The 26,841-nt window shown below is 70.0% G+C and carries 27 protein-coding genes and 3 pseudogenes; 14 read left to right on the top strand and 16 right to left on the bottom strand.

What is annotated here, in order from left to right:
• Positions 1 to 136: 136 nt before the first annotated feature.
• Positions 137 to 769, bottom strand: a complete 633-nt coding sequence (locus tag C1N81_RS02230; RefSeq protein ID WP_394426146.1) for a DUF6000 family protein — start codon at positions 767 to 769, stop codon at positions 137 to 139.
• A gap of 259 nt (positions 770 to 1,028) precedes the next feature.
• Between C1N81_RS02230 and C1N81_RS02225 the strand changes: the two genes are divergently transcribed.
• Positions 1,029 to 1,430, top strand: coding sequence for a hypothetical protein (locus tag C1N81_RS02225; protein WP_394426240.1), 402 nt, complete (start codon positions 1,029 to 1,031; stop codon positions 1,428 to 1,430).
• Positions 1,431 to 1,817: 387 nt separating this feature from the next.
• Here the strand turns inward: C1N81_RS02225 and C1N81_RS02220 are convergent, their stop codons facing one another.
• A complete protein-coding gene (locus tag C1N81_RS02220; RefSeq protein ID WP_394426144.1) occupies positions 1,818 to 2,066 on the bottom strand; it encodes a hypothetical protein in 249 nt (82 codons plus the stop codon).
• Positions 2,067 to 2,586: 520 nt separating this feature from the next.
• Positions 2,587 to 2,715, bottom strand: a pseudogene (locus C1N81_RS02215) (IS5/IS1182 family transposase); the annotation flags it as partial.
• 108 nt (positions 2,716 to 2,823) lie between these two features.
• Here C1N81_RS02215 and C1N81_RS02210 point away from each other — a divergent pair.
• The gene (locus C1N81_RS02210) at positions 2,824 to 2,988 is read left to right on the top strand and encodes an RHS repeat domain-containing protein (protein ID WP_394426238.1); all 165 of its coding nucleotides are present in this window, start codon (positions 2,824 to 2,826) and stop codon (positions 2,986 to 2,988) included.
• A 353-nt stretch (positions 2,989 to 3,341) separates the two neighbouring features.
• On the opposite strand, the gene C1N81_RS02205 is transcribed toward C1N81_RS02210, so the two are convergent.
• On the bottom strand, positions 3,342 to 3,743 hold the full coding sequence (locus tag C1N81_RS02205) for a hypothetical protein (RefSeq protein ID WP_394426142.1): 402 nt from the start codon (positions 3,741 to 3,743) through the stop codon (positions 3,342 to 3,344).
• Positions 3,744 to 4,348: 605 nt separating this feature from the next.
• On the opposite strand from C1N81_RS02205, the gene C1N81_RS02200 reads away from it, so the two are divergent.
• Positions 4,349 to 4,828, top strand: a complete 480-nt coding sequence (locus C1N81_RS02200) for an NUDIX domain-containing protein (protein WP_394426140.1) — start codon at positions 4,349 to 4,351, stop codon at positions 4,826 to 4,828.
• A gap of 188 nt (positions 4,829 to 5,016) precedes the next feature.
• Entirely contained in the window at positions 5,017 to 5,490 is a 474-nt protein-coding gene (locus C1N81_RS02195) for a GNAT family N-acetyltransferase (protein ID WP_394426138.1), read from the top strand.
• Between the two features lie 284 nt (positions 5,491 to 5,774).
• Here the strand turns inward: C1N81_RS02195 and C1N81_RS02190 are convergent, their stop codons facing one another.
• Together C1N81_RS02190 and C1N81_RS02185 are read right to left on the bottom strand one after the other, a co-directional pair.
• The gene (locus C1N81_RS02190; RefSeq protein ID WP_394426137.1) at positions 5,775 to 6,614 is read right to left on the bottom strand and encodes a DUF6461 domain-containing protein; all 840 of its coding nucleotides are present in this window, start codon (positions 6,612 to 6,614) and stop codon (positions 5,775 to 5,777) included.
• A 353-nt stretch (positions 6,615 to 6,967) separates the two neighbouring features.
• A pseudogene (locus C1N81_RS02185) lies at positions 6,968 to 7,371 on the bottom strand (hypothetical protein).
• A 254-nt stretch (positions 7,372 to 7,625) separates the two neighbouring features.
• Between C1N81_RS02185 and C1N81_RS02180 the strand changes: the two are divergent.
• The 4 genes from C1N81_RS02180 (at position 7,626) to C1N81_RS02165 (ending at position 10,248) form a co-directional block, all read left to right on the top strand.
• Complete coding sequence (locus tag C1N81_RS02180; protein ID WP_394426135.1) at positions 7,626 to 7,979, top strand: hypothetical protein; 354 nt, start codon at positions 7,626 to 7,628, stop codon at positions 7,977 to 7,979.
• A 717-nt stretch (positions 7,980 to 8,696) separates the two neighbouring features.
• Positions 8,697 to 9,389, top strand: coding sequence for an Lsr2 family DNA-binding protein (locus C1N81_RS02175; RefSeq protein ID WP_394426133.1), 693 nt, complete (start codon positions 8,697 to 8,699; stop codon positions 9,387 to 9,389).
• Positions 9,390 to 9,568: 179 nt separating this feature from the next.
• Entirely contained in the window at positions 9,569 to 9,853 is a 285-nt protein-coding gene (locus C1N81_RS02170; RefSeq protein ID WP_394426131.1) for a hypothetical protein, read from the top strand.
• On the top strand, positions 9,850 to 10,248 hold the full coding sequence (locus tag C1N81_RS02165; RefSeq protein ID WP_394426129.1) for a hypothetical protein: 399 nt from the start codon (positions 9,850 to 9,852) through the stop codon (positions 10,246 to 10,248). The genes C1N81_RS02170 and C1N81_RS02165 overlap by 4 nt, the downstream gene beginning before the upstream one ends.
• 150 nt (positions 10,249 to 10,398) lie before the next feature.
• Here C1N81_RS02165 and C1N81_RS02160 read toward each other — a convergent pair whose 3' ends face one another.
• A complete protein-coding gene (locus C1N81_RS02160; protein WP_394426236.1) occupies positions 10,399 to 11,046 on the bottom strand; it encodes a TetR/AcrR family transcriptional regulator in 648 nt (215 codons plus the stop codon).
• Positions 11,047 to 11,267: 221 nt separating this feature from the next.
• On the opposite strand from C1N81_RS02160, the gene C1N81_RS02155 reads away from it, so the two are divergent.
• Complete coding sequence (locus C1N81_RS02155; RefSeq protein WP_394426126.1) at positions 11,268 to 12,728, top strand: MFS transporter; 1,461 nt, start codon at positions 11,268 to 11,270, stop codon at positions 12,726 to 12,728.
• 271 nt (positions 12,729 to 12,999) lie between these two features.
• Here C1N81_RS02155 and C1N81_RS02150 read toward each other — a convergent pair whose 3' ends face one another.
• The 7 genes and pseudogenes from C1N81_RS02150 to C1N81_RS02120 form a co-directional block, all read right to left on the bottom strand.
• Complete coding sequence (locus tag C1N81_RS02150; protein ID WP_394426124.1) at positions 13,000 to 13,476, bottom strand: macro domain-containing protein; 477 nt, start codon at positions 13,474 to 13,476, stop codon at positions 13,000 to 13,002.
• 232 nt (positions 13,477 to 13,708) lie between these two features.
• Positions 13,709 to 13,978, bottom strand: a complete 270-nt coding sequence (locus C1N81_RS02145; RefSeq protein WP_394426122.1) for a barstar family protein — start codon at positions 13,976 to 13,978, stop codon at positions 13,709 to 13,711.
• A gap of 75 nt (positions 13,979 to 14,053) precedes the next feature.
• A complete protein-coding gene (locus tag C1N81_RS02140; RefSeq protein ID WP_394426120.1) occupies positions 14,054 to 14,734 on the bottom strand; it encodes a DUF2238 domain-containing protein in 681 nt (226 codons plus the stop codon).
• 291 nt (positions 14,735 to 15,025) lie between these two features.
• On the bottom strand, positions 15,026 to 15,925 hold the full coding sequence (locus C1N81_RS02135; RefSeq protein ID WP_394426118.1) for a LysR family transcriptional regulator: 900 nt from the start codon (positions 15,923 to 15,925) through the stop codon (positions 15,026 to 15,028).
• A 235-nt stretch (positions 15,926 to 16,160) separates the two neighbouring features.
• Positions 16,161 to 16,577 (bottom strand): MFS transporter, encoded by a 417-nt coding sequence (locus tag C1N81_RS02130; protein WP_394426248.1) that lies wholly within the window; start codon positions 16,575 to 16,577, stop codon positions 16,161 to 16,163.
• A gap of 170 nt (positions 16,578 to 16,747) precedes the next feature.
• A pseudogene (locus C1N81_RS02125) lies at positions 16,748 to 17,137 on the bottom strand (MFS transporter); the annotation flags it as partial.
• A gap of 123 nt (positions 17,138 to 17,260) precedes the next feature.
• Complete coding sequence (locus tag C1N81_RS02120) at positions 17,261 to 17,458, bottom strand: tautomerase family protein (protein WP_394426116.1); 198 nt, start codon at positions 17,456 to 17,458, stop codon at positions 17,261 to 17,263.
• Positions 17,459 to 18,038: 580 nt separating this feature from the next.
• Here C1N81_RS02120 and C1N81_RS02115 point away from each other — a divergent pair.
• Positions 18,039 to 18,572 carry an HD domain-containing protein gene (locus C1N81_RS02115; RefSeq protein ID WP_394426114.1) on the top strand — a complete coding sequence of 178 codons (534 nt, stop codon included), beginning with the start codon at positions 18,039 to 18,041 and terminating at the stop codon, positions 18,570 to 18,572.
• Positions 18,569 to 21,184 (top strand): DEAD/DEAH box helicase, encoded by a 2,616-nt coding sequence (locus tag C1N81_RS02110; protein ID WP_394426112.1) that lies wholly within the window; start codon positions 18,569 to 18,571, stop codon positions 21,182 to 21,184. The genes C1N81_RS02115 and C1N81_RS02110 overlap by 4 nt, the downstream gene beginning before the upstream one ends.
• 37 nt (positions 21,185 to 21,221) lie before the next feature.
• Here the strand turns inward: C1N81_RS02110 and C1N81_RS02105 are convergent, their stop codons facing one another.
• Positions 21,222 to 22,685 carry an MFS transporter gene (locus tag C1N81_RS02105; protein ID WP_394426110.1) on the bottom strand — a complete coding sequence of 488 codons (1,464 nt, stop codon included), beginning with the start codon at positions 22,683 to 22,685 and terminating at the stop codon, positions 21,222 to 21,224.
• A 117-nt stretch (positions 22,686 to 22,802) separates the two neighbouring features.
• Here C1N81_RS02105 and C1N81_RS02100 point away from each other — a divergent pair, with 117 nt between their 5' ends.
• Positions 22,803 to 23,366, top strand: a complete 564-nt coding sequence (locus C1N81_RS02100) for a TetR/AcrR family transcriptional regulator (RefSeq protein ID WP_394426108.1) — start codon at positions 22,803 to 22,805, stop codon at positions 23,364 to 23,366.
• 17 nt (positions 23,367 to 23,383) lie between these two features.
• On the opposite strand, the gene C1N81_RS02095 is transcribed toward C1N81_RS02100, so the two are convergent.
• The gene (locus C1N81_RS02095; protein WP_394426106.1) at positions 23,384 to 24,628 is read right to left on the bottom strand and encodes an FAD-dependent monooxygenase; all 1,245 of its coding nucleotides are present in this window, start codon (positions 24,626 to 24,628) and stop codon (positions 23,384 to 23,386) included.
• 334 nt (positions 24,629 to 24,962) lie between these two features.
• Here C1N81_RS02095 and C1N81_RS02090 point away from each other — a divergent pair, with 334 nt between their 5' ends.
• Both C1N81_RS02090 and C1N81_RS02085 read left to right on the top strand, forming a co-directional pair.
• Positions 24,963 to 25,934, top strand: coding sequence for an ABC transporter ATP-binding protein (locus C1N81_RS02090; RefSeq protein ID WP_394426105.1), 972 nt, complete (start codon positions 24,963 to 24,965; stop codon positions 25,932 to 25,934).
• Entirely contained in the window at positions 25,931 to 26,767 is an 837-nt protein-coding gene (locus tag C1N81_RS02085) for an ABC transporter permease (RefSeq protein WP_394426103.1), read from the top strand. Before C1N81_RS02090 ends, C1N81_RS02085 begins: the two co-directional genes overlap by 4 nt.
• Positions 26,768 to 26,841 lie beyond the last annotated feature (74 nt).

Genomic DNA, 26,841 nt, shown 5'->3' with positions numbered 1-26,841 from the left:
AGCAAGTCCTCAATCGCGCCCATGAGCCTTGGGACCGGGAGCGCATCATCGTCGACACCGCGGGACAAGACCCTCAGGAGTCCAACGAGACGTCGAGGGCGAGGTCAGTCCTCGCTGTCGAAACCCCATCGACTGATCACTGACTGGGGCCACAAATGTGCTCGGCGTACTCGTCAGCGAGGACGCACATTCCCCCAATGGACTGTCTCAACTCCTCGGGGGTCGCGTTTCGGTCGTTGGCCCATTGGCCCCAGAGTCCGTCCGGTTCCTGGAACCCGGCGGCATGGGCAGTGCCGAGGGTCCCGTCGAGGTGCAGGAGCGCGCCCAACGCCCATGGCTGGTCGTATCGGCACTCGGGTTGCCGGAGGTAGTGGTCCAGATAAGAGGTAAGCAAGGTCGCGTCCTCGTCGGTGCCGAGCAGGGCGAGTGCGATGCAGTAACCCTGGCCTGCGTAGGTGAGTTCACTGGCGTGCAGAAGGCCACCGATATGCGCGCGGAATTGCTCGCGGCGGTTTAGCCCGATCATCCATGCCGCGGCTATGCGGGAGCGCCAGTTGGGTTGGAGCAAGTATTCGAGTTCGGCGTCGGTGACGCTTTGCGCGTCGCGAGCGAGGGCCTGGAGAAACTGTGTGCGCTCCTCGGCGGGCAGTCTGATGAAGTTTCCGTGGAGCAGGTTCAGGTAGCGGCCGATCTTGGAGCCGGCATCGGCCATCACGTAGCGGCGGAAGGTTCCGGTTCCGGGATCGGATCTGAACTCAGAGAACGGCATGAACGCATCCTGGGCTGTGGCGGACAGGCCGGTCCAGTGGGTTACAGGTGGTCCAGGTCACGGATGGTCGTAGGCACGGTCCGTGGATCAACCGAGGCCCTGGAGCAGTCCGCGGATGCGGGCAGCGATCTGTTGGCGAGCACCCCAAAGCCAGAGCGCTGCCAAAGCGCGGCGTAGCCGCGAACCCGTATGCCAAGACGGGAAGTCGTGCGGCATGCAGCACTACCGGGCGCCGGTGCTGGAATCAGTGCTCTGCGGCATGATGACCGGCGTGGACACCGAGACACTGATAGACGTCTGGCAGCGGCTACTCAGCAACTCCCCGAAGTCATGGGTGTTGTTCGAGCACGGCACCTGTGTCGTGCTTTCCGGTCCGGACGGGGGACTTGCGCAGCAAGCCACCGACCTCATGAAGGAGTTCGGCCCGGTCTATGCCGGATCTGCGGCAGGAGACTTCGGAGTGCTCGACCTCAAGGGCATCGAAGGATGGGTCGTCACGGGACATCACGACGACGTCCTCACCTTCGTCGGCCCCGTTGAGCCTCAGGACCAGTCACACATCGCCGTCGGAGTGTTCGGCCGTTCCAAGCGTCACCAGGACGGCACCGAACTCCACGTCGTTCACGTTGAGGACAAGCGCAACTCAGCGCCCCGAGCGTAGGGCTGCCTGCCTGGCCCGGGAACGTGGTGGGCCGGGCTTCGCACAGCCGACGCGCTGAGGTTGGGGGCGGCTTCAACGGCGACGAACAGCTTGTTCCGCACCTCTAGGGCGGGTAGGCATACTAGCTGCTGCATGCGGGCGGCGGCCCGATGGTGGGCTCTGCGGAGACGTAGACCTCCAGCGCCTCGTCGGTGTGGTGGGCGACAGCGGCCTGCAGGCTGTCGAAGTCGGTCACCTCAGGGTCACCTCAGGGTCACCGGGCAGGACTCGGTGGGCCAGGCTGGTCCGATGCGAACGACCACGCGGCGCGGCCGCCCTATCGGGCGGGGGCGGCGCCCTAGTTTCAGTGGTCGTTCTTCGTCATCGGGCGGTGGCGGCGCCCAGGTTTCAGTGGTCATTCTTCGTCGGCCGCTGATGGCCACACCGGACCGGGGCGCCGTTCCTGTCGAAGACTTCGGCGTCGCTACCCGAATTCACCCACACCGTTATGCCCTGATCATGCACGACCACGTTGAACGGCGAGTGCTCCTGGCCTGTCTCGGTCACGACGGTGAACTCTTCGCCCGGACGCATCCAGTGATCAGTTCCCCAAGGCTCAACCCACAGGCAGACCACGCTGCGGGTTTCGTGGCTCACGCTCGTCCTTGCCACCCGCGCACCCTATCCAGCAACATGCTCGTCCGGGCAAGGCCGAGAAGAGGAAAGGACCTCCTCACCGTCGAGGAGTGGTTACGTGCCGAACTCATCAGGTACAGCCGGCACAGCCCTTGAAACGGCGCCGTCAGCCGGGCGCAGCGCAGCGTGCCCGTTGAAGTCGTCGGGCGTCATGCGGATCCAGTCACGTCCGCGCTGCCCGCTCATGTCGCCTCTCGCTTGTGGCCGCCCGCCTTGTGCGCGCCCCCTGTTCCCGTGATCTCGGCAGGCTCCCCGGAGCAACCGGGGACTGCAACCGGTCGCCAAGGGTGTCTGTGTCCCGCCCAGCCACAACAGGTGCCAGCCCGTCAGCAACAAGTTGAGGGCGGTGACACCGGAGCCGTGTCGGCTGGTCAATCGCGTCTACCTCCCTCGCGCGGCGGGCGAAGGCAATGCTCGTAGGGTGCGGCGTCGCGCCAGAAACGGGCCGAACGGGGAAGCTCACCGGGCTCCACTTCATAGCGGATCTCAGGCGCTTGAACCGGTGCAGCCAACCAAAGGTCCGCTCAGTGACCCAGCAGGTCTGGCTCAGGCCGGAGCCGTGGACCGTGCCCTTGCGAGCGAACATCAGGGTGACGCCGCGGGCCCGCACCAGGTCTGCCGTCCGGGCACCCCGCGGATGCGAGGTATGACGTCCAGCACCGGAATCAAGTGAAATCGAGCGCAGACTAATTCAAGCCGTCGATGCGCAGGGACGGCCATAAGTTGCACGTTCGACGCGGCTGGACGTCCGACAGCCGAGAGCGACTACGACGGCCGCGTCACGACCTACGCCCACGGCGCGGCCGGTCGGCTGGTGAACCGATGCACGCCCACGGGCGAAACGATCCGCTGCGGCTACGACGCGGTCTGCCGTCTCATGTAGAAGACAATGGCAGGCTACAGAGCGCGGCACAGCTTCACCCGGTGGCCGGGCTTTATTGGGGCGATGCCCGAGTTCGGGTCTCGAACTCGCCGCCTCCCGCCGGCTCCAGAACCGCGGCGGTCACCCCAACATCCCGCAAACACGTCGAGGCCCTGCCCATGGAGCTGACCGGACCCGCTGCTAGCGGACGCTATATGGGCCCGGAGGACACCGTCCTCGTCGACCTGGGGATGTGAACCGCGAACGTACACCGCCGGGCCGACAGGCTCCTTGACCAGCGTCGCACTGCGCTCGACCAACTCGGCATGCGCTGGTGATGGGAGACGCTGAGAACGGTCCGGGTGGCGAGCAGATTACTCGGTGGCTGCGTCTCGTACTGGTACGACCACGATCTGGTCTTCGTCCTCGTAGACGATTTCGCCCGGGTCCGAGGATGCCAGGCGGCGACATGCAAGGCCGTGCGCGGACAGGAGCGCCAGGTAGCCGTCCACGCGTTCGATGAGATGGGTGGCGGAAGCCTTGAACCAGGCCACGGCGCCCGGGTGCACGGCGGGGTCGTAGATCTTCGGATCGACGGTGGTGGGATTGGTGTAGTTCGCGTCGTACCAGTCATTACTGGCGCGCCAGAACCAGTACTGGTCGTTACTCAACTGACCGCTGGCAGCGAGTTCGTTGGCAAGCACGAAGACCCCAGGAAAGTGGCCTCGCGCATGACGCACTGTTCCCTCGAAACGGACGTATGCCGCATGCTCCATGGGTGGCCCCTCCACACTGCCGCTACCGACGACGACATCAGATCCTAGACACGGCGGAGCCGAGTACCTGAGGTAGTGCCGGCACACGAGGCTCGGGTGTGGTGGCCGGCGCCCACGGTGAGGACGACCGTGGCCGGGGCGAGAGCGCGGGCGCGCGGTGGAGCGTCGGAGTCATCCGGATGCCGGTCAGGAGTAATTGGGAGACATGAGGCGATACAGGGTTGTCGCGGGGCCGGCGCTGGGCCTCGTGGTGATGATGTTGTCTCGGCACCTCGTGTCGGGTGAGCCTTGGCTGGCGTCTGCGAACGCAGCCACATCGATGCCGAGCGCCGACGCATCCGCGACCTCTTCACCTGCACCCGCCCATAACCACGACTCATCTCTTTCTGTTCTTGTTCCAGATTCCGAAGCCGATGAGGGTTGCGACCATAGATCCGGCGGTCCCACCTGGGATCCGACTCCCGCGACCATCAGCAGCGATTGGGTGGCCAGGATCAGGATTCGGACGCTACGTCCTCCACGTGGCAGGCGCCCTGCCCCCTAGAGGCGGGACAGGTGAAGGGAGTGCCGGCGTCGTGGTCTGGCGTCGCGTTAAGTTGCGGTGCATGGTCGCTGCTGAAGCCGAATACGACCGCGCTCTGCCTCGCAAGCGCGTCGCCGCCGGAGTCCTCTTCTTCGACGACCAGGACCGCGTCCTGCTCGTCGACCCCATCTACAAAGATCCGTGGGAGATTCCCGGAGGCGCCGTCGAGGCCGACGAGCCGCCGAAGGCCGGTGCCCGCCGCGAGGTGAAGGAAGAACTCGGCCTCGACGTGCAGCCCGGCCGTCTTCTCGCCGTCGACTGGGCTCCGCCGCGTCCGGGCCGCAGCGAAGGCACCGCCTACGTCTTCGACGGCGGTCGCCTCACCGCCGAACAGCACTCCATCATCCAGCTCCAGGCCGACGAAGTGCGCGCCTATGAGTACGTCCCCATCGACGCACTCGACGCCCGCTTGGTGCCCGTCCTCGCACGCCGCGTCCGCGCGGCCGCGCAAGCACGCCGGCAGCAAGTCACGTTGTACCTCGAGGACGGTCGGCCCGCGTAGCAAGCTGAGCCAGGCACTCGACATCGGTGGGGTCGGCCGCGCTCCCCTGGCCCTGGAGATCTGCCCTGGGCGTGCCCAGGGGATTGAGCACCGCGGTGAGTTGAACGGTGCTTTCCAGTGCTGTGACCGGCACCGTTGACCGGGTTATTCGCTGGATCGAGTCCTTGCTGAGCTTGTAGGTTCCCGACGTGAGTGATGGCGGAAAGACTCGGATCCGACGCGCGGAGGAAGCAGATGCAGCCGCGATCGCGCGCATCCACGTGACCTCCCGGTCGGTGACCATGCCCTACCTGCCCCCGCAGAAGCACAGTCACGAGCAGGTGACCGGATGGATCCAGGACGTCCTGCTCAAGCAATGTCGGACGTGGGTCGCAGTGCGTGAGACGGAGATCATCGGCTATGCGGCCCTCGACGGCGACATGCTCGAACACCTCTATCTGCGCCCGGACATCCGCCGACAGGGAGTCGGCACGCTCCTGCTCGACGAGGTCAGGTGGCACAGCCCTGACGGGGTGTCCCTGCACGTCTTTCAGCAGAACACTGATGCCCGCGCGTTTTACGAGCGCCATGGTTTCACCGTCCTCGACACCAACGACGGTGATCGCAACATGGAGAACCTGCCCGACATGACGCTTCGCTGGACGCCGAACAGCGTTCAGTAATCCGTACCAGTCGGACGAGCGACGAGCCGAAGACGTGGCGGGCATTGGCATTGGCCTTGGCGTTGGCGTTGGCGTTGGCGTTGCACCAGCCCAGCCAGCGGTGCAGGGCCCCCGGGTCCGAGATACGAGCCGACCTCCACCTCGGCCTGCTCCGACTCGCCAGCGGTCTCCTCTGCTACCGACGGATCAAGAGGGCTGCCGCGCCCTGATCTCAGAAGCTTTCGTGGCGGCAGTGTCCCTTGGAGGGAGCGGCAGGCAGCCGCGGGCACCCTCCACCCTCCCGATCACAACTCATCCGCCTCGCGCTCCGAACTGCGGGCGGCGAAGCCCGAGTTTTGAGTGGTCATGACCGGCGCGTTCGCCTTCTCTCGTGCGCGGTCGGAGGCCGCCGCGATCTCCTCGTACGTCCATTCCTTGTACAGGCGCTCTCCGTGGGCATCGGTGATGTCGATGACCAGGCCGGTCCACTCCTCTGCGGGCTGTTCGGGGACGAGCCCCAGTTCGTACGTGGCGTCCTGGAGGAAGAGTGCGGTGACGCGTATGCCGGTGAGTCTCTCGGCCAGAGCGAGGACCGCCGCCTTCCCGTCGACGGCCGGGGCGTTCTCGTCGTGCTCTCCCTCGGTCGTCAGCGGGAAGCCGACTTCCCGCAGCAGGGGAACCAGTTCATCGGGACTGATGCCGTCGCGCGCCGACGGATTCTCGAACGTCGTACGGAGCTCACCGTCCTCGAACCAGTGGAAGAGGTGAATGGGTTTGCCGCCGTTGCTCGAGTGCGCCACGACCCGGCCGCCCTCCGACAGCGCCGCCGCGCACGGCATGCCAAGGCCGCCGTCGAAGCCGAGCACAACTGTCCAGTCGCCCATCTCGCCCGGGGCTTTGAAGGCACCGGCGACGTAGGACTCGTCCCAGTAGTCGTAATCCGCCTCGCCGCGGTGAGCGTCATCCGCCTCGATCAGTCCGGCCGTGCCCTCCCCCCTGCCGCGCGGCTCCGCCTCCAGCGCACGCAGCACCTCCTGCGGGCTCCGCCCCCGGATCAGCGTCAAGGTGTATCCGCTCTCGATCATGCGGCGGAAGAGCGGCGAGGCGCGGATCCAGGCGTAGTCGTGAGCGGTCACCAAGTTCATACAGAGCAGTGTGCCTGACGCCTCTGACAATGCCCGATGTGCCGGTTCTCGCAGGTGGAGCGGGGGTTCGGGCTGCGCCCCGTCCGTGTTGGCACCATGGTCCTGTGCGGAGCTCTCGATCGATGTGCGGCGTTGCCCCGTGAAGCGAGGGCTGGCCGGTCGAGCCGTGCCTTTCGGCGGAAGGGCCGTGTCCTTCCGCCGATGGACCGTGCCCTTCCGCCGATGGGCCGTGCCGGAATCCTGGCCGTGCAGTGGGCGTTGGCGTACTCATCGTCCGCGACTCTGTCGTCGACCGGCGTGAGAGATGCGGGTCATGCGGGTCCAGGCCGGACTCCGAACGCAGTCAGTTTGTTTTATCGAACCGGCCCGCACTCATCGACGGTCACGGTCGGCTCCGACAGGAAGACATCCCGGTCGACGAGGCCATAAGCAATGTTGAACGTGTCGAGCCAATACGACCAGCCGCGGATTCCCAGGGCGCTGGTGAACCGGTAGTTCAACTGCCAGCGGACCCACTGCCCGGGAAGCAGCCGAACCGCCGGCGGCCTGCGCGGCCGAGGCGGCAACCCGAAGAGCGGCTCCACACGAGCGAGCACTCGCAGCCGGTCACCTTCCTTCCGCAGGCTGACACCGATCTCGCGAAGGTCTTTCTGGCTCAGACGCGGCTCGAAACCATCACGCTCCGACAGGCAGCCGCCTCCCCGCCCCGAGACCGCTTCGTCCACGATGTCTTGATCCACTGCACCGTGATGTCCACCGCACCTGCCTTCCGTCGGGAGCCTACGGTCATACGGTCAACGCTTGCTTGACGTCACCCGGCTTTCGACGCATTGCCAGGTGGCTGCCGCGCGCCGGACCGCCCATGGGACCCCGAAGCGGCCAACCACCTTCGCTCTCCCTTCTCGACGCTGTCCGGTCTTCGCCGCGTGGAGGCCGGGCAGAGCCGTCCGGAAGAGTCGTCCGGCAGAGTCGTCCGGCAGAGCCATCCGGGCGGCTGTGTACGATCCGCTGGTGATATCCCGTCACCTCACGACACCGCGCCGCCGGATCGGCGTTCTTGGCGCCCTCGTGTGCCTGTGTCTGTTCGCCTGGTGGGCCGTGCAACCGGTCGGCCCCGCCTGCCCGGAGGGGCTGACCCTGTCCTCCGACCCGTGGAGCTCCACATACGACCCGGCCGACGCGGTCACGGGGTCCGGCGACATCGAGGACGGGGGCACGTACGTGCCGCGCGAAGGTGACGCCCCAAGCCCCGGCACGGGCGTCGTAACGCCCCCCGGCACCTCCAGCACGTTCGGCTCCGGTGGCGACGACCCCTGTGGGGCGGAGACCCGGCACCCGCGCCTGTTCGGCTGGGTCGGCCTGTAGCCGAGGGCGCGTTCGTGAACAAGGACGGACGGCTTCGCGCGAGGGCTTCGGCCGAAAGCTCGCCGTCGTCGCCCTGGACAGCCTCCGGCGAACCCGCACGAACACGACCGGCCAGCCCGGTGAGTCTCACCACGTACGGAGTTCGGCGAGGCATGCGTGCGCGCCGCCCGTACGAGCGCACGTATGTGCCGTCCCCTTCGTGAGTGTCTCTGAAGGCCCACGCCAACAGGGTCGCTGACGACGGGGCCACAGCGAGGACGACGACACCGACCGTTCCCAGAAGATGGAGTGCTGAGGTCCCAGGCGCTCTGCAGAACTCCCGGCGAAGCGCCCGAACTCACGGGGCACTGCTCTGCCTGTGCATCGTCATCGGTTCGGTGCTCGGCCTCCGCGGCCGGTCCGCCACCGATGGCGTTCCGGTGGCCCTGGGCAGTGCGGAAGTCATGGCCGGCGTCGCCTCGCTGCGCTGTCTGGAGATCGCAGTCCCCTGGGTGTTCGGCACGCCGGCAGCCGGACTGGAACTCCCGGGCATCTTCTGTCTGACCCCGGCTCCCGCGCCATGAGGCCGATGCCGGATCCCGGCCCAGAAATTGTTGGGCCCGTGCAAGAACGGTAGGACAAGCTCAGTGGTCCGACGTACGGTCCTCCTATGCATGATCAGCGGTTTCAGCCCTCCATGGTGGTGTCCGCCCGAGTCGCAGATCACCGGTGAGCGGTATGCCGACTCCCGAGGGGGGAGATGTGCGGCAGGCGTGGGGCCGGGTGACCGCGTGGCTTGAGCAGCACGCCCCGGACGTTTTCGCAGCCCTCGGTGGTCCGGGAAGCCAAGCCGCCATCAGGGAAACCGAACTGCGCATGGGTGTGGACCTGCCCGACGAGATGTCGCAGTGGCTTCTGCTGAACGACATCGATGCCGGCAGGCGACCCGATGCCCGGTCGTGTCTGGTGGCCCTGGGGTGCAAGGGCGTCGTCCCTGGCGGCGGACTTCTCCTCGGGCTCACGGACATCGAGCGCGTCTATCTGCACAAGCTGGAGATGGAGGATGCGGAACCGTCCGGAGACGCCGCACATCCGTCCTGGCGCAAGGAGTGGGTGCCGATCCACGCAGAGAGTGACGGCTTCTACGGGACGTTCCTGAACACGCGCACCGGAACCGTGGGGTCATGGACCGAGGGCTCATCGCCGGCAGACGGCGCGTACTCGTCGTTGTCGGCCTTCTTCTTGGGTGTGGCGGAACAACTGGAAGGAGTTGCCTCAGGCTCCCGCGAAGAATCCGGCAGCGCTCGTCGGCTTGACCCCCGTCCGGAAGACGAGCCCGTACGCCTCTGGGCGCGTGCCAACGGCTACCTCGTCAACGACCGCGGCCGTATCCCCGCAACCATCCGTGAGGCGTACGAAGAGTCCCTCTGAGTATCAGCTGCACGCACTGCTGCTCGGATTCCCCGACACGACGGGATTGTCGACGTCAATGGGGCGACCGCCGCATACAGCGGCCCCAGGTAGGTCGTCGACCTGCGGATCCCCGTCCAGCGGTTCGGCGTCGTGCAGCAGGACACAGCGCGCCTCTGTAGGCGGGCTATAGTTCGCCTATGGCTACGACGACGATCCAGGTGCCCCGCGAAGTCCGCGACCACCTCGCCGAGCTCGCCAAGGAACGCGGAGTGAGCCTGGGGCAGCTGATCGAGGCCCTCGCCGCCGAGCAGCCCACCGCGGCGCAGCGTGCCGAGCGACTGGCGGCCGACCGTGAGGTGGTGCGGCGGGTGATCGGGCTCGATGTGAGCGATGCCGAGTTCGAGCAGTCCCCCGACGTCCGCGGCAACATCTACAAGATCGCCGCTGAGAAGGTCCGCGCCTCGCAGGACCGCGTCGCGTGATCATTCTGGACACCGGCGCGGTCAAAGCCCTGGCCGCCGGGCACAAGGCACTCAACCTGCTCGCCGGCAACATGGCTCACACCCCCGGCGACCTGCTCCGCGTCCCCGCCCTGTGCCTGATGCAGGGCGAAGCCGACGAGGAGCAGCTGCACCGTCGTGTCCTGGCGTTCTCCTCCGTGGTCGTCGACCCGCTCGACACCATGGCATCGGCCACCGTCGGCACGATGATCCGCGACGGTTACGGCTCCCCCGACACCTGCCACGCCCTGTACTGTGCGCTGCCCCGCGCCGAGTTCACCGGCATGTCGATCCTGCTCACCGAGGACGAGAACCGCTACCCGCCGGGCGTGGTCACCGTCGACATCGATACCCCCGGCATGCTCGGCTTCCATTGAACCTGACATGACCTGATCTGACCGGGCCTGGCGACGGCGGTGGCGATGGCGGGCACGCCGCACTCGTCCGGGGCGCCGTACTCGTCCGAGGCCGACCATCGGACCGGCAGGGCCCGGCCTCGTCCCGGGGGTGGTCGGGTCGTGGTGGGGTCAGGTCCCGGCCTGGAGGCGCAGGCCCGCCAAGGTCAGGTCCAGCGCGGCGAGGAACTGGTCCCGGTCGTCGTGACCGGCGAACTCGTCGACGATCTGCCGCACGAAGGGGAACTCCTCGGCGTCGAGGGACCGCCAGGTATCCGCGAAGCGGTCGAGGTACTCCTCGCGGTCCACCTCGCCGTCGAGCAGTTCCTGGGGGATCTCCGCGCCCAGGTCGGCGGCCGAACCGACCACGACACCCGTGATCGCCGAGACGGCGTGGAAGCGCTGTCGCGGGGTGAGGTCGAGGCGCAGTGTCTGGCGGCCCAGGCGCTCGTACAGGCGCAGCGAGTTGCCCTGGATGTCGGTGTTGCGCATGAAGTACGCGGACAGCCACGGCCGGTCCACGATCGCGTCGAACAGGGCGACGGCCATCGCGCGGAGGTCGGCGATGGGGTCGTCGCTGTCCGGACGCTCCTCCACGGCGGTCAGGACCCCGCTGATCGCGTGGTCGGTGGCGCGGTCGAGGAGCTCGTCCTTGTTCTGGACGTACCAGTAGATCGTGCCGACGCCCGTGCCGAGCCGGGCGGCGAGGGTGCGGAAGGTCAGCGCGGCCCCTCCGGCTTCGTCGAGCACGGCCACGGCCGCGTCGAGCACGGCCTCCATCGAGTGCGAGGCACGTCGGCGCCCCCGGGGAGGCCTGTCGGCGGCGGGGCGTGCGGGGGTCGGGGGCGGTGTCATGGCATCCATCCAAACACAACTTGCCTCACTATCGAACGTGGTTCTATGGTGGAACAGCGTTCGAGAGTCGAACGCCGTTCTATGAGCGAACGCCGTTCCATCTTCGGCGGCGTTCCATGTTCAGACGTTCCGAAAGGAGGCCGGTCATGACTGCCACCACCGACACCGGGCCCGTTTCCGCCCGCACCTACGGATCGCTGCGGGCGGCGTGGATCCCGCTGGCCGCACTCTGCCTGGCCTTCTTCGTCGAGATGGTCGACAACACGCTGCTGTCCATCGCGCTGCCCACCATCGGCCGCGACCTCGGCGGCGGCACGACCGCCCTGCAATGGGTCACCGGCGCCTACTCGCTGACCTTCGGCGGCCTGCTGCTCACCGCCGGGTCCATGGCCGACCGCCTCGGACGCCGGCGCGTCCTCCTTGTCGGCCTCGCCGTCTTCGGCCTGCTGAGCCTGACCGTCATCGCCGTCGACTCGACCGGGCAGCTCATCGCCCTGCGGGCCGGACTCGGCATCGCCGCCGCGGCCATGGCGCCCATCACCAACTCGCTCGTCTTCCGCCTCTTCGACGACCAGGCACTGCGGATGCGCGCGATGACGTTAATGATCGTCGTCGGCATGTCCGGATTCATCCTCGGCCCGCTGCTCGGCGGCACCGCGCTCGCCCACGTGAGCTGGCAGTGGCTGCTGCTGATCAACACGCCGATCGCACTGATCGCGGCCATCGGCGTACGCCTCGGCGTCGCACCCGACCGGCGCGAGGACCTCACCGGCGACAAGCTCGACCTGCCCGGCGCCGTCCTGAGCATGCTCACCATCGGCCTGGCCTGCTATGCGCTGACCAGCGGTGTCGAGCACGGCTGGCTCTCCGCCGCCACCCTCGGCTCGGTCCTGGGCGCCGTCGCCGCGGGCATCGCGTTCGTGTGGCACGAGCGTCGCAGCAAGACCCCCATGCTGGATCTGAAGATCTTCTCGAACGGCACCGTGCGCGGCGCCGCCCTCGCCCAGATCGGCACGTCCGTGGCGATGGCCGGCGTCATGTTCGGGCTGATCCTGCACTTCCAGTACGCCTACGGCTGGAGCCCGGTGCGGGCCGGCCTGGCGAACCTGCCGCTCATCGTGACCATGATCGCGGCGACTCCGCTCTCGGAGGGGCTGGCCAAAAGGTTCGGCCACCGCATCGCCTGCCTGGTCGGCGCGGGCTGCCTGACCGTGGCCCTCGCCGGCCTCGCCTGGGGCGTCGACCACGGGTACGCCGCCATCGCGGCCTGCATGGTCGTGATGACGATCGGGCTGCGCACCGTCATGACCATCTGCGCCATCGCCCTGGTCGAGGCGATGCCCGCCAACCGCACCTCGATCGGCACCGCGCTCAACGACACCGCGCAGGAGGTCGGCACCAGCGTCGGCACCGCCGTCGTCGGCACCCTGATCGCCGCACTGGTCACCACCCAGCTGCCCGCGGGCGTCTGGAGCAGCGGCCTCGTGCAGTCCTTCTTCCACGGCGAGCGCATCACCTACGCCGTGCTCGCGGTGATCGTCGGCCTGATCGCCGCGGGTGGCGCGCTCACGCTCACCAACTCGCACTCCACCGAGGAGCCGGCCTGACGGGCGGGGCCTGAGGGCCGATGAACGAGGAGGGGCGGACCCGGCCATCCCAGGCCGGGCCCGCCCTTTGTGCCGCTGGCAACGGAGAGGGGCAGCACCGTGTCCCCCGGGTGCGGCCGGCGCGGTAAGGGCGGCACGGTAAGGGCGGCGCGGTAAGGGCGGCGCGGTGGGGGCGGCGCGGTCAGACCGGCATCACCGACTGCGCCCCGGTTGCCGGGACGGCACAGGTCGACATGGGTGGAGGTCGGCGTCTGGCCGTCGGGGGCGCCGGTCAGGTGGGCAGGTCGTACACCGTGACGTCGATGCCGCGCTCGCGTAGGTGCTTGTCCAGCAGGGGTTCGATCTCCTCCCAGCGACCGCCTGCCAGGCCGCAGCCGATGCGCGGCATGTGTACGGACGCCCCTAGCCGGGCCGCGTGCTCGGACAGCGTGCTCAAAGCCTCGGCGATGGCGTCGTACCGGACCGGTGGCTGCCCGCCCGCTCGTCGGATGCCGTGCTGGCCGATCATGTTGGCGACCCACAAGTCCTCAGCCAGCGGCACCAGTTGTACGGCGCCGAGCCGGAAGTCGTTGGCGGCGCGGTCGCGGTACCAGGCGCGGTACGCCGCCTCCGGTTCGGGCCCGCGCTTCGAGAGAGCCATGACGAAGCCGCGTCCCCAGCCGCCGATGTCGTTGCAGACGTGGGCGATGATGCGCGCGCCGGGGCCCGGCGGGGCGGTCGCGTCACCAATGGTGTAGCGGATGGTCACAAGGTCCCCTCGTTGGCTGCGTCGTCCACTTGTCGGTTTCGGCTTCTTGGGTACGTGCGTCTCGTCCGCGACATCTGGGTCATGATCTGGGCCGTGCCACCAGCCGTCCCACACGGCGGGGCCGCCCAGGGGAAGCGTCACGTACCCGCCGGGCCGGGGCACCGGCGCCCCCACCTTCTGTCGCCTACCGCTGCCTGGTCGGGCATGCACGCAGGCAGGCAGGCAGCGACACCTATACGTACTCGACGTTCAGATCCGGCCGGTACTCGTCGCGGTAGCGATCCAGCTGTTCCCGCAGCATCCGTCCGCCCCGGGGCAGACGCTCCATGAGTGCGGCCCACCCCACGAAGCGCACCTGGCCCGGGATCCAGACCAGACCCGTGACCGCGTCCCAGAACGCGCTCCAGTTCCGGCCGTAGAAGTCCGGGAAGCCGAACTCCCTCTTCAGGACAGCGTGCAGTTCTTTCTCGGTGCGGGCGGACGAGACGTCGATGGTCAGCATGGCTCGTCATCCTAGGTCCGCCGGCTCGGGCCGCGGCTTCCCCTCAGGCCCTCAGGCCCTCAGGCCCTCAGGCCCTCAGGACGAGGCAACCGGCCGTTCACGGGCGAGACGGACGAGCGCGCGGTCGTGGACGCGAGTCAGGAGCAGCAGGGCACAGATGGCCCCGATCAGGGCGCAGAACATGTCCCACTGGGTGTCCCACACGTCGCCTTGCGTGCCCAGGAAGGCGTCCGCGGCCTCGCCTCCGGTGACCGCCGCCAGCCATTCCAGCATTTCGAAGACGGCGCTGAAAGCCAGGCAGGCGCACACGGTGAGCGGGGCCAGCCAGCGGCTGCCGCGCAACGGGGAGGTGCGGACGAGGAGTTCGCGTACCAGGACGGCCGGGACGAAGCCCTGCATGAAGTGGCCGAAGCGGTCGTAGGGGTTGCGATCCCATCCGAGCCAGTCCCGTACCCAGTCCCCGGCCGGCACCTCCGCGTAGGTGTAGTGGCCGCCCACGATGAGGACCAGCGCGTGCGCCGCGAGCAGCGCGTACAGCAGATCGCTCAGCGGGAAGCGACGGCGCAGCAGTATCGCCAGCGGCAGGCCCGCCATCACCCACACCGTCTCCAGTACCCAGGTCGTCGGATCGGCCGCCCCGAAGCGTGACACGACGAGCGCCGCGCTCACCGAGACGGCGAGGACGGCCGGCAAACGGCGCCGGGGCGACACGATCGCCGCCCGTGTCGGGGCGGGGGCCGGGTGGGTGGAGGTCATCGCCTGCTCCTCGTGCTCGGGGCGGACCTCCACCTTCGGGCCCGGTGGTGATCGGGCCCATGAGTACGCGTACTCAAACCTTCCGCCGGGCCGCCCTGGTGCTCCGCGCCGGACCCGACGACCGCGGGGCCGGCGAGGACGAGGGCTACGAGCACCTCTGGTCGTTCATCACTTCCTTCGCCACATCCGTGCGCGGGCAACTGCTCGCCCTTCTGGTCCTCGGGCGGTCCTCGGGCATGGCCCGGCAATGGCGTACGCCCCGGCGGGACAGCGACGTACGGCTGCAGGCGGTCACAGGGTCAGCATGGTGCGCCGCATACGCGCACTCGTTTCCGTCAGCAAATCACGCCTCTCCTGCTCCGCGTTTTCCCGGAGGGCGAGGGACATACGGATGGTCACGGGATTCCCGACGAGCGGCAGCAGGGAGATGCGGCGGGAGGACACCGTGTGTGCCGCCATCGGATACACCAGGGTCCAGCCGGACGCGCCCGCGCCGATTTCGGCGAGCGTGTCCTGGAGCCCGGTCGAAGGGGGTCCGAACGCCGGATCGAAACCCGCCGCGCGGCATGCGCTGACGACGGTGTCGAAAAGCACCGCGTTTTCCCCGCGGGAGGTCAGACGCAGGGGAAGGCCCGCCAAGTCGGCCAGATCCAGGCGTTCGTGTGCGGCCAGCGCGTGCGAGGCGGGCAGCGCGACCACCAGCGGGTCGTCCCAGAGCGGGAGAAGGAGCAGGCCGGGTACGTGGTCGACGCCGCGGACGAAGGCCGCGTCCAGGCGCCCGGCGCGTACGTCCTCCAGGCGGGTCTGGGCGTCGAGGGTCTGGAACTCGAAGCGGGTGCCGGCGCCGTGCCCGGGCAGCGCGTCCAGGAAGTCGTCGAGGCGTGGGCCCAGCGCGGAGCCGATGCCGACGCGCAGGGTGGCCGCGCCCCGGTCGGCGAGCCGGTGGGCCGAGGAGGCGAAGGTGTCCAGCGCCCGCAGCACTTCACGGGCCTCTGGCAGCAGGGCCAGGCCGTCCTCGGTGAGGGTCACGGTGCGGCCGGAGCGGTCGAAGAGCGACGTGCGCAGCTCCCGCTCCAGACGGCGCACCTGCTGGCTGACCGCGGGCTGGCCTATGTGGAGCCGCTCGGCCGCCCTGCCGAAATGCAACTCCTCGGCGACCGTCACGAAGTACCGAATCTGCCGCAGCTCCACAGGTCCCCCAGCGCTCCGGGCGACCCCACTTGTTGAACAACGGAACATTCTTGGTCTTTGCCGGGATCGCCGCGGGAGAATCCTCGCACACCTAAAGGCGGCGGCTGCTTGAGGTCGGCTTCTTGGCGGGCACACGGCCTCCCTCGCCATGTTTGCCGCCTTTGCTGCGCATGAGGGATTCACCTAGCAATGCAGTGGGAAAATTCTGTGGCCAGTCTTTACTCGATACATTGCTCTACCTGGCACAGATATTTACTCTGCGGGAGAGCTGTCGGCCCGCCAGTGAGAGGAAAAGCGCGAAGGCGGTGATTCCCAGTACCGCGGCGGCCAGCAGTTGGAGCGCGCCCATCAGGCCGGACGCCGACCCCGCCGTCGCGCGGAAAGTCGTCACGCCCGCGCTCATCGACAGCGGCAGCAAAAAACCGTTGCCGAACGTCATGACCGGCATGGAGAGAAGGACCAGCAGCCCCCAGGGCCTACCGGCTCCGCTCAGACCCAGGCCGAGCATCATCAGCGCACCGGCGAGAAAGAATCCGTGGCCCGTCCACAGCAGCTGGTTGACCGGCCGCCAGCGGACCAGGGTGCGCGAGACGAGGTTGCCCGCGACGTACGCGACCGAGACGCTGATGTAGCAGAAGCTGCCGTACGCCACCGCCAGGTTGAGCGTGTACGCACAGAACAGCGGACGGGACAGCAGCCTCGGGTAGCCCCTGAGCGTGGCGCCGACGTGCTTGCTGCGCCGCTGCGGCAGCAGGCTCTCGGGGTCAGATAGCCGCCGACCAGTGGGGCGACCGACGGGGAGACACCCACGATCGGCATGACGGTGGCGAACATCCGGGCCGCGTCCTTCTCCTCGTACAGGTCGCTGATCACGGCCCGGCCGAGCACCATGCCCGATCCGGCGCCCAGGGCCTGGAGGAGACGGCCGGCGCCGAACACCTCGACCGTGGGCGCCGTCGCGCACATCAGCGAGGCCGCGGCGAAGAGGCCGAGACCGGAGACGATGACGCCCTTGCGGCCGTACGCGTCCGAGACCGGTCCGTAGACCGCCTGCGAGACCGCGATGCCGATCATGAACGCGCTGAACGTCCACTGCACGGACGCGACCGGAGTGTGGAAGGCCTGCGCGGTGGCCGGAACGCCCGGCAGGTTGATGTCCGACGCGAACAGCCCACCGGCGTTCAGCGAGCAGAGAACGGCCAGCAGGAGCATGGAGGACGTGCGTGTCGACGCGGTCTTCATGGCGGGTGACTTTCTGGGGCGGAGGGGCGGGGCCGGGGGGCTGATGCGCCCCGCCGGTGAACCTCGCGGCGCGCGCCCGCGGGGGCGACGGGGTCAGCGCCTGGCGGCCCGGGCCGCGAGCGTCTCGCCGCCGACTGACCAGCTGTCGGTGCCGATCTCCTGCACGGTCACCCATACGCTCTCCGGCTTGCTGCCCGTGGCCTTCACATACGCGTCGGTCAGGTCACGGACGAGCTCGGCCTTCTGCTCGGCAGTCTTGCCGGGGGTCTGCTGTACGTGGATGAGAGGCATGGTGTTCTCCGGTGGATCGGTCCTGCACGGATGCCGCACGGTCCGGGCTCCTGGCCCGAACCGTCGTGCATGCAGTTCAGCACCGGGGCCAAGGCCGTCCAAGACGCAATCCGAGCTGGCACCGATCACGAATCGTGATGCCTGGCGCGTGTGCGGGAGGCTGGGTTTCGGTCGGGCGCCGCGTCCCGGCGGGGTGTGCCGCAGTTCACTCTGTTGTCCGCCGCGCCCCGGGAACATTCGTGTACGGGTCATCGTTCAACTGGGTGTGGCTGCGGAGGGGACAGTGTCCCCGGGCCTCACCTCCCGCCCATGGGGACGATCGTTCGGCTGAAGCCCCATGGAGCCTTTCGCCGCGAGGCGACCGCCCTCCGCGTGCCACACCTATACGGCCCTGGCTGGTCTCCCCCGTCCAGCCAGGGCTCTTTCATGTCCTGAAGCGTGCCCTGGTGCGTGTTCGAAGCGTGTGCTGGAGCCTTGTGCGTGGCTGGGCCGTGTGCCGCCGACGGGGCGGGCGGGCGGCTGCGGGAGGATGGCGTGAGGCCCCTGGGGACTGTGCAGCCGAGGAGAGGGAGAGCCGGGCATGATGTCCGTCCATGATGTCGATCTGCTGGCCGGGCGGGCGCACGCCGGGCAGGTCGACAAGGCCGGCGTCGCCTACGTCGAGCATGTGCGTGCGGTCGCCGCCGGACTCGCGCCGTTCGGGGACGAGCTCGTCATGGCCGGACTCCTGCACGACGTCCTGGAGGACACCGACTGGACCGCCGACGAACTGGTCGGTGCAGGTGTGCCCGGTCAGGTCGTGGAGATCGTCCACACCGTGACCAATCAAGCGGGCATGGGGTACGAGGAGAAGATCCGCCGGATCGCCGCCGATCCGCGGGCCGTCCTCGTGAAGATCGCCGACAACGCGCACAACTCCCGTCCGGATCGCGCCGCCCGGCTCTCCGAGGGCGAGCGCGAACGCCTTGCGGGCAAGTACCGGGCCGCGCGCCGCGTGCTGTGGCCGGCGGCCGATCCACGGGACGTCGAGACGATCGTGCGCGTCGTGAATCCGTCCCTTCTCACGGAAGTCGGGGAAGCAGGAGAACTCGGGGAACTCGGGGAACCGGCGTGACGACGGTGATCGGGCAGGCTTCCGGACAGGCCCTCAGGCAGACCTCCGCGCAAGTGCTGCGGCCCCATCAGATCGAGGCCGTCGACGCGCTCGTCCGGGCCTTGCAGGCGCCCCCGGACGGGCAGCTGCCCGCGGAGGGGCTGCGGTGTCAGTGCATTGCCGCCACCGGGTCCGGCAAGACCCTCGTCGCCGCCGCGACCGCGCGGAAGCTGGACGCGCGGCGGGTGCTCGTCCTCGTGCCGACGCTCGACCTGCTGGTGCAGACCGCGAACGCCTGGCGGCGGGACGGCGGGCGGGCCGGGGCGATGGTCGGCGTGTGCTCGCTCGCGGCCCGGGACTCCGAGGGCGTGCCCTGCACCACCGATCCGGGTGAACTCGTCGCGTGGGTGCGGGACTTGGACCGGGTGACCGTGTTCGCCACGTACGCGTCGGTCAGCGTGCTGCAGCAGGCCCATGCCGCCGGGCTCGGCGCCTTCGACCTCATGGTCGTGGACGAGGCGCACCGCACGAGCGGGGACGGGCTGAAGCCCTGGGCGGCGGTCCACGACCAGCAGCGGATCCCGGCCGCGCGCCGGGTCTACATGACGGCGACCCCACGCGTGTGGCAGGCCGCGGGGAACGGGCCGGGCGGGGCGGCGCCGCGGCTCGTCGCGAGCATGAGCGAGGACTCCCCGGTCTTCGGGCCCGTCGCCTACCGGCTGACGCTGTCGGAGGCGATCGGGCGGGGCCTCGTCGCCCCGTACCAGGTCGTGTGCGTCGACATCCGCGATCCCGAGTACGGGCACCGGGCACGGCTCGGGTCGGGCACGGAGCGGGTGCGCGGGGCGCGGCTCGCCGCGTTGCAGGCGGGCGTGGTGACGGCGGCCGCGCGGGAGAACCTGCGCAAGGTGCTGACCTTCCATGCGCGGGTGGCCGAGGCGGAGGCCATGGCCGCGGGTGTCCCGGATGTCGCGCGGCGGCTGTGGGAGGAGGACCGGCGGCTGTATCCGGACCCGGCGCGGGTGTGGGCGTCCTGGCTGTACGGGGAGCATCCGCCCGCGCACCGGCGCGCAGTGCTCGGGGAGTTCGCCTCCGACGTCGTCGAACGGGACGGGGCCGCCCCGGTGCCCGCGGCGCTGCGCGTGCTGGCCTCGGTGAAGGTGCTCGGGGAGGGCGTCGACACGATCGCGGACTCGGTCGCGTTCTGCGACGTGCGCGGGTCGATGGTCGACATCGTGCAGGCGGTCGGCCGGGCGCTGCGCATGCGCCCCGGGCAGGGGAAGGTCGCCTCCCTGATCGTCCCGGTCTTCCTGGAGGAGGGCGAGGACCCCGAGGACATGCTGACGTCCCCGGCCTACGGCGGCCTGGCGAAGATCCTGGAGGCGTTGCGCGCGCACGACGCGGAGGTGATCGAGGCGCTGGCCGATCCCCGGGCGCGCAGCGGTACGTCGAGCGAGGAGTTCTTGCAGGAGAGTGGCGGCGGGGCCGACGCGGACGAGGTCCCGGACCCGCGGGGCGGTTCCCCGGCCGGGGCGGTGAGCGGCCGGGCGCGGGAGTTGCTGAAGTTCTCCTCGCCTCGGGACGCCGCGCAACTGGCGCGGTTCGTCAGGCTGCGGGTCCTTGAGCCGGAGGGCGAGTACTGGCGGCGCGGGGTCGAGGCCGCCGCCCGGTACGTGAAGGAGTCCGGGGGCGGGGAGCAGGGGTCCGCAGGCCCGCAGTTGAAGGTGGCGTACGACTTCGTCACCCCTGCCACCTGGTCGCCGGCGGGGTTCCCGCTCGGGGTGTGGCTCGCCACCCAGCGCAAGAACCACAAGGCCGGGCGGCTCGACGCCGAGCGGGTCGCCGAGCTGGACGAGCTGGGCATGGTGTGGTCGCACTGGGACGTGGCCTGGGAGGAAGGGTTCGCCGCGGCGCGCGAGTGGGCCGCCGGGCACGGCCATTTCCTGCCGCCGGTGAACGCCGTGTGGAACGGCTACCCCGTCGGGGCGTGGGCGAAGAACCAGCGGGCGGCCGCCAAGCGCGCCGACGAGATCGCGGAGCGGCGCGCGGCCGGGCAGCCCGCCGGGACCGCGGCCGGTGCGCTCGCGGAGTCCCGGCGCGAGCGGCTCGACGCGATCGACCCCGGCTGGTGCCCCGTCTGGGACGTCGCCTGGCAGCGCTGTTTCCGGCTCGTGCAGGCGCGGGTCCGGGCGGGCGGGGGTCTGCCGACGGGGGCGGGGGACGGTGACGTCGTCGTCCAGGGGGAGGATCTCGGGCGGTGGGTGCGGGCGCAGCGCCACGGGTTCGAGCAGCTGCTGCCCGCCCAGCGGTGGCTGGTCGAGAACGTCCTCGGAGTTGCGGCCGCCGGGGAGGACGAGCGGCCCGTACGGCGCACGCAGGACCACAAGTGGGCCCTCAACATCGCCGCCGCCCGGCAGTTCCACGCGCGGGAGGGCCACCTGAACGTGCCCCGCAAGCACACCGAGGCGGTACCGGTCGACGTCGCCGGGCCCGCCGCCACCGGGCGCGACATCAGCGCCGACGACACGGTTCCCGTGGCCCTGGGCATGTGGACCGCCAACGTACGCAGGCGGGCCGGGAAGCTCAGCGCGGAGCGACGCGGGGACCTCGACGCGTTGGGCATGCGCTGGTAGGGCCGGCTTCCGCGGCGGGTGGCGCGGGGCCGGGCCGTCAACGGCTGTTCGCGGGGGCCCCGTTCACGGTGGGGGGCGCGGCCGGGGTGGCGGTGGGCTGTGGCGCCGGCGCGGTACGGGACCTCGTCAGCCACAGGCCGGTGAACACGGCCGTCGCCAGGGTGACCGCGCCCGCGGCGAGTAAGGCGCGGTCGAGGCCGGTCTCGAAGGAGGCTCCGCCGGACTGCTCGGCGCGGACCACGGCTCCCAGCAGGGCCACGCCGAGGACCGCGCCGATCTGGCGGGTGGTGCTGCTGATGCCGGAGGCGAGGCCGCCCTCCTGCGGGCCGACCGCCTGGATGGCGGCTCCCGTCAGCGGGGACAGGGTCAGGGCGAAGCCGGTGCCGACGAGGGCGAGGCGCCACCACACGGTGCCGTAGCCGGTGTCGGCGTGGACCGTGCCGAGCGCGAGGAGGCCGAGACCGGCCAGGGCCAGACCGGCGGTGACCACGGTGCGGAAGCCGTACCGGGCGGCGAGCCGGCCCGCGTACGGGCTGACGACGACCATGGCGAGGGACATCGGGAGGGTCTGCAGGCCGGCGCGCAGGATCGAGTCGCCCTGGACCTGGACGAAGAACTGGGAGAAGAAGAACGAGGAGCCCATGAGCGCGAACCCGACCACGACCATGGCGGCGTTGGAGACGGTGAACAGGCGCTCGCGGAACAGGCGCGGCGGCAGCATCGGGGCGGGATGACGCGCCTCGACGACGAGGAAGGCGACGAGGAGGACGGCCGCGGCGGCGAAGCTGCCCAGGATCGGCGGTGACGTCCAGCCGCGGGCGCCGCCCTCGATCAGGCCGTAGGTCAGCACTCCCACCGTGAGGACGGACAGCACCGTGCCCGGCACGTCGACGGCGGGGGCGTCCGGGTTGCGGGTCTCTTCGAGGCGGCGCAGGCCGAGCAGCAGGAGGAGCAGGCCGATGGGCAGGTTGACCAGGAAGATCGCGGGCCAGCCGAAGGCCTCCGTCAGGACGCCGCCCGCGACGGGACCCGCGGCCAGGCCGATGCCGCTGAGTCCGGCCCACAGTCCTATCGCCCTGACGCGTTCGCGCGGTACGGGATGGGCGGCGACGAGCAGGGCGAGCGAGGCGGGGCTGAGCGCGGCGGCGCCGACGCCTTGCAGGACGCGCCCTGCGATCAGCCAGCCGAGCGAGGGCGCGAGGCTGCACACGAGCGAGGCGGCGGTGAACACGGCGACGCCGGTCAGGTAGACGCGCTTGCGGCCGAACCGGTCGGCGAAGACGCCGCCGGAGAGCAGCAGCATGGCGACCAGGAGGACGTAGGCGTCCACGATCCATTGCAGGCCGGTGAGTTGGGTGTCCAGGCGGAGCCGCATGTCGGGGAGCGCCGCTCCGACGATGGTGTTGTCGAGCAGGACCATGAACTGGCCGAGGCAGACCACCGTGAGCAGGACGGACCGGTTGGTCCGGCTGCCCACGGCCGTCGCGGGTGATGCGGCCATGAGGGTTCCTCCCGAAGGTCGGAGCTACTAACGCAGTCGTCGACTGCGTTAGTAGACCGTAAGGGGGTGCCCGCACAAACGCAAGTGGCGACTGCGTTAAGGGGTTAGGGTGGGGGCATGAATGAGCCACAGCGAGCCCGGCGGCCCGGCGGGCGCAGCGCCCGCGTCGGCGCCCAGGTGCACCAGGCGGTCACCGACCTGATCAACGAGCGCGGCTACGGGAACTTCACCGTCGGCGAGGTCGCGGCCCGCGCGGGCGTGGCCGACAGCAGCGTCTACCGCCGGTGGGGCAGCCTGGAGGCGCTGCTCGCCGATGTGGCGCTGACCCGGCTCGACGCGCGGTCGCCGATGCCCGACACCGGGAGCCTCGCCGGTGACCTGCGCACGTACGCGGCCCAGGTCGCCCGCGAGATCACCGGGCCCGACGGCCTCGCGCTGCTGCGCCTCGCCTTCGCCCTGGAGGGCACCGGCGATCAGGGCGCGCAGGCGCGGGACGCCCTGCGCACCGAACGCACCCGGCAACTGCAGTCCATGCTCGACCGCGCCCGGGAACGCGGCGAGGACCCGCCCGCCGCGCTCGACTTCCTCGACCACGTCCTGGCGCCGATGTACCTCCGCGTCCTGTTCGGCATGGAGTTCACCCCGAAGTACGTGGACGAACTGGTCGACCGGCTGCTGTGAGCGGGGAGGACCCGGGTTCAGGCCGCCCCGGACGCCGTCAGCGGGACCACGCTGCGGCCCGTCTCGTGCGCGTACAGCGGGGCCCGGTCGCGCAGCGCCGCGTGCACGGCCATCTGCGCGTCCCTGCGGCGCTGGGCCGGACCGTCGGGGAGATGGAGAACCCCCGCGTTGCCTCGTGAGCCGCGCTGGATCTCGGCGGTGCGGGGCATGCGCAGGGACTCGTAGCGCGAGAGCCGGTGCGCGACGTCCCCGCGGGGGGCGCCGGTCAGGCAGGCGGCCAGGTCCATCGCGTCCTCGATCGCCTGGTTCGCGCCCTGGGCCATGAACGGCAGCATCGGATGGGCGGCGTCGCCGACCAGGGTGACGCGCTCCGTCGACCACGCTTTGAGGGGTGCGCGGTCGTGCAGGGCCCACTGGTGGGTCGCCTCGACCGCGGCGACGATGTCGGCGACCAGGCCCGTCCAGTCGCCGAAGGCGGCACGCAACTGCTCGGGGTCGCCCGCCCTGGACCAGGACTCGGGCGGCGGCGGGCCGTCGAGCGGGACGGTCGCGGCATAGCTGAGCAGGCGGCCCGAGGCGACGGGGTAGCAGACGAAGTGGCCGCCGGGGCCGAGCCAGAGGCGGACCAGGCGTTCGCGGGCGGCGGGCGGGAGCGCGTCGACGGGGACGAGACCGCGGTAGATGCCGAGGCCCGAGAAGACGGCCTCGTCGCGGCGCAGTACCTCGCGGACGGTGGAGTGGATGCCGTCGGCGCCGACCACCACGTCGGCCGCGGAGACCGTGCCGTCCTCGAAGGTGAGCCGGACGCCCGCGTCGCCGGGGCGCTCCTCAAGGGTGCGCAGGCGCCGGCCGAGGCCGAGGCGGTCCCGGTCGACGAGGGAGAGCAACGCCTCGTGCAGATGGGCGCGGTGGATCGTCAGATACGGGGCCGAGAACATGCGCTCGCACTCGCCGCCGAGCGGGGTGCGGGCGATCGGGCGGCCGTTCCAGCCGCGGACCTCCATCGCCTCGATCCGGACCGCGTGCTCTTCGAGGGCCGGGCCGAGGCCCAGGCGCAGCAGGGGCCTGATCGCGTTCGGGGACAGCTGGACGCCCGCGCCGACCTCGGCCAGTTCGCGGGTCTGCTCGTGGATCACGTACGGCGTTCCGGTCGCGGTGAGCGCGCCGGCGAGGGTGAGGCCGCCGATGCCCGCGCCGATGACGGCGATGTGCGGCCGCTCCGTGTCGGGGGAGCGCCGCTTCGTCTCGTCCGCTGTCCTCACATCGCCCGTCTGCACGTCCGGGACCGCCTTCCGTGTCGTCGCACTGTCAGTCGCCCTGTCATCGGTGTCATCGGTGGCACCGGTGTCATGGGTGGCATCGGTCGGGAGGACTTGAGCATCGGCGGCGGGTACGGGTGCGGCAACGTCCGGCGGGGCGGGGGCTGACAACTGTCGCCGCTTGCGTGACGGACGTCATCGGTTCCCGCTCCCGTACTGCTGTCACCGGCCTGGCCAGCCATAACTTCCTCGTACACGGAAGCAGTTCGCCATCCCTCGCTCGGAGGAGACCAGTGACAGTGACAGTGACACGGCAGCCAGGCGCGGGGTGGCCGCGGTGACCGCGGTGGCCGTGGAGGGCCTGCTCAAGAAGTACGGGGACCACGAGGCCGTCCGCGGTGTGGACTTCACCGTCGAGGAGGGCGAGATCTTCGCGCTGCTCGGGCCGAACGGGGCCGGCAAGACGACCACGATGGAGATCCTGGAGGGGTTCCGGGAGCGGGACGGCGGCGAGGTCCGCGTCCTCGGCAAGGACCCCGGGGAGAAGGCCGACGGGCGGTGGCTGCGCGGGCAGATCGGGCTCGTGCTCCAGGACATCGCGGTGGAGCCGTATCTGTCGGTGCGGGAGACCATCGCCCGTAACGCGGGCTATTACCCGGCCCCGCGCGACGTCGACGAGGTCATCGACCTCGTCGGCCTGGACGGGAAGCGCGGCGCCAAGGTCAAGGACCTCTCCGGCGGGCAGAAGCGGCGGCTCGACCTCGCCCTCGGCGTGATCGGCGATCCGCGACTCCTCTTCCTGGACGAGCCGACCACCGGGTTCGACCCGGGGGCGCGGCGCGGCGCCTGGGAGGCCGTACGCAATCTGCGGGACGCGGGGACGACGATCCTGCTGACCACGCACTACATGGACGAGGCGCAGGCGCTGGCCGACAACGTCGCCGTCATCGCCGCCGGGCGCATCGTCGCCGCGGGGACGCCGGACACGCTCGGGGGCCGCGACAGCGCGCTCACCAAGATCCGGTTCGCGTTGCCCGCCGGTGCCGCCATCGGCGAGGTGCCGCTGACGGTCGCCGACGCCGAGGACGGTCTCGTCACCGTCGAGGCGAAGGAGGCGACGTCCGCGCTGCACCGGCTCACCTCGTGGGCCCTCGACCGCGGCACGACGCTGGAGCGGCTGACCGTCGAGCAGCCGACCCTTGAGGACGTCTACCTCGGTCTGACCAGCGCCCATGCGGAGCAGGACGCCTCGATTCCGGCCACGGGGCGCACGCCGCGGGGCCGCCGACCCGGACGGAGCCGACGATGACCAGCACCCTTCCCCCCACGACCACCACCACCGCCGCCGGACGGCGGGAGCGCGCGCGGGCCGAACGGCCGGACGAGCGCGGCTCGTTGGCGCTCCTCGCGCACCAGATCCGCTACGAGCAGCTGTCGTTCTGGCGGAACCCCCAGTCGATGGTGTTCACCTTCGTCCTGCCGATCCTCATCATCTCGATCTTCGGTGCCGTCTTCGGCGGCGGCGAGAGCGAGGAGTTCTTCTTCGGCCTCAACGGCATGGAGTACTACACGCCGACCATCGCGGCCGTCTCCGTCCTCGGCGCCTGCTACGGGCAGTTGGCGATCGTGCTCGCGATGCGCCGGCAGACCGGCATCCTCAAGCGGCTGCACGCCACTCCGCTGCCCGCCTGGGTGTACTTCGCGGGGCTGCTGGTGCACTGCGTGGTCGTCAGCGTCGTGGACGTGGCGCTCGTGCTCGGCATCGGGAACCTGTACGGGGTCGGCCTGCCCGAGGGCTGGGGCGCTCTCGCGCTCACCCTGGTGCTCGGCGCGGCCAGTTTCTGCGCGCTGGGCGTCGGGGTCGCCTCGCTCATCAAGAACTCGGAGGCGGCGCCCGCGGTCGTGCAGTTCATCCAGTTCCCGCTGGTGTTCATCTCGGGCAGCTACTTCCCGGTCCACGCGGAGGTGCTGAACAACATCGCCGGGCTGCTGCCCGTGAAGCCGTTCAACGACGCCATCATGGCCTCGTTCACGCAGGGCTCGCAGTTCCAGTGGAAGGAGCTGGGGGTGCTCGCGGCGTGGGGTGTGATCGGCGCGCTCGTCGCGGTGCGCAGCTTCCGCTGGGATCCGCGCCCTGAGTAGTACTGCCCGCGCTGGGTGAGCCACTCCATCGAGGGGGCCTCTTCGGAGGCCCCCTCGGCGTTGTGCGGCCTCGC

The sequence above is a fragment of the Streptomyces sp. SGAir0957 genome (assembly GCF_043523415.1).
This window is presented reverse-complemented; position numbering and strand designations above follow the sequence as displayed.

Bases quoted from the DNA above. Each gene is read 5' to 3' on its own strand.
- C1N81_RS02230 (WP_394426146.1), bottom strand. From the start codon at position 769: ATGCCGTTCTCTGAGTTCAGATCCGATCCCGGAACCGGAACCTTCCGC.
- C1N81_RS02225 (WP_394426240.1), top strand. From the start codon at position 1,029: ATGATGACCGGCGTGGACACCGAGACACTGATAGACGTCTGGCAGCGG.
- C1N81_RS02205 (WP_394426142.1), bottom strand. From the start codon at position 3,743: ATGGAGCATGCGGCATACGTCCGTTTCGAGGGAACAGTGCGTCATGCG.
- C1N81_RS02200 (WP_394426140.1), top strand. From the start codon at position 4,349: ATGGTCGCTGCTGAAGCCGAATACGACCGCGCTCTGCCTCGCAAGCGC.
- C1N81_RS02190 (WP_394426137.1), bottom strand. From the start codon at position 6,614: ATGAACTTGGTGACCGCTCACGACTACGCCTGGATCCGCGCCTCGCCG.
- C1N81_RS02175 (WP_394426133.1), top strand. From the start codon at position 8,697: ATGCCGACTCCCGAGGGGGGAGATGTGCGGCAGGCGTGGGGCCGGGTG.
- C1N81_RS02170 (WP_394426131.1), top strand. From the start codon at position 9,569: ATGGCTACGACGACGATCCAGGTGCCCCGCGAAGTCCGCGACCACCTC.
- C1N81_RS02160 (WP_394426236.1), bottom strand. From the start codon at position 11,046: ATGGAGGCCGTGCTCGACGCGGCCGTGGCCGTGCTCGACGAAGCCGGA.
- C1N81_RS02155 (WP_394426126.1), top strand. From the start codon at position 11,268: ATGACTGCCACCACCGACACCGGGCCCGTTTCCGCCCGCACCTACGGA.
- C1N81_RS02145 (WP_394426122.1), bottom strand. From the start codon at position 13,978: ATGCTGACCATCGACGTCTCGTCCGCCCGCACCGAGAAAGAACTGCAC.
- C1N81_RS02140 (WP_394426120.1), bottom strand. From the start codon at position 14,734: ATGACCTCCACCCACCCGGCCCCCGCCCCGACACGGGCGGCGATCGTG.
- C1N81_RS02120 (WP_394426116.1), bottom strand. From the start codon at position 17,458: ATGCCTCTCATCCACGTACAGCAGACCCCCGGCAAGACTGCCGAGCAG.
- C1N81_RS02115 (WP_394426114.1), top strand. From the start codon at position 18,039: ATGATGTCCGTCCATGATGTCGATCTGCTGGCCGGGCGGGCGCACGCC.
- C1N81_RS02105 (WP_394426110.1), bottom strand. From the start codon at position 22,685: ATGGCCGCATCACCCGCGACGGCCGTGGGCAGCCGGACCAACCGGTCC.
- C1N81_RS02100 (WP_394426108.1), top strand. From the start codon at position 22,803: ATGAATGAGCCACAGCGAGCCCGGCGGCCCGGCGGGCGCAGCGCCCGC.
- C1N81_RS02085 (WP_394426103.1), top strand. From the start codon at position 25,931: ATGACCAGCACCCTTCCCCCCACGACCACCACCACCGCCGCCGGACGG.